Annotated in this window: 1 pseudogene; it reads left to right on the top strand. The window is 60.9% G+C overall.

The features are described from left to right. Positions 1-69 precede the first annotated feature (69 nt). Positions 70-258 (top strand): annotated as a pseudogene (locus SB751_RS32480) (hypothetical protein); the annotation flags it as partial.

The following is a 258-nucleotide window of genomic DNA, read 5'->3' as shown; positions in this document are numbered from 1 at the left end:
ACGCTACTTGTTCCGGCGCTCGCAGCAACGGGAGGTTCAGGGTTCGCTTCCGCCAGGGGACGGCGACCGATGCTGGTCGACGCGAAGATCAGGCGCACACAGCTGATCGCCGCCAACGGCATTCTGGTGCTCATGCCCGCGGCCTTTTTCCTCGCGACCAAGGCGAAGGGGGGCGAGTTCGATGCTGTCTTCTATAGCGTTCAGGCTCTCGAGCTTTTTGCGGGAGCTGCAAATATCGCATTGCTCGGCTTGAACATG

Origin of the sequence: Cupriavidus sp. SIMBA_020, assembly GCF_046535395.1 — a bacterium.
Lineage (GTDB): Bacteria > Pseudomonadota > Gammaproteobacteria > Burkholderiales > Burkholderiaceae > Cupriavidus > Cupriavidus campinensis.
The sequence above is the reverse complement of the archived record's forward strand: the minus strand, read 5'-3'. Positions and strand labels throughout refer to the sequence as shown.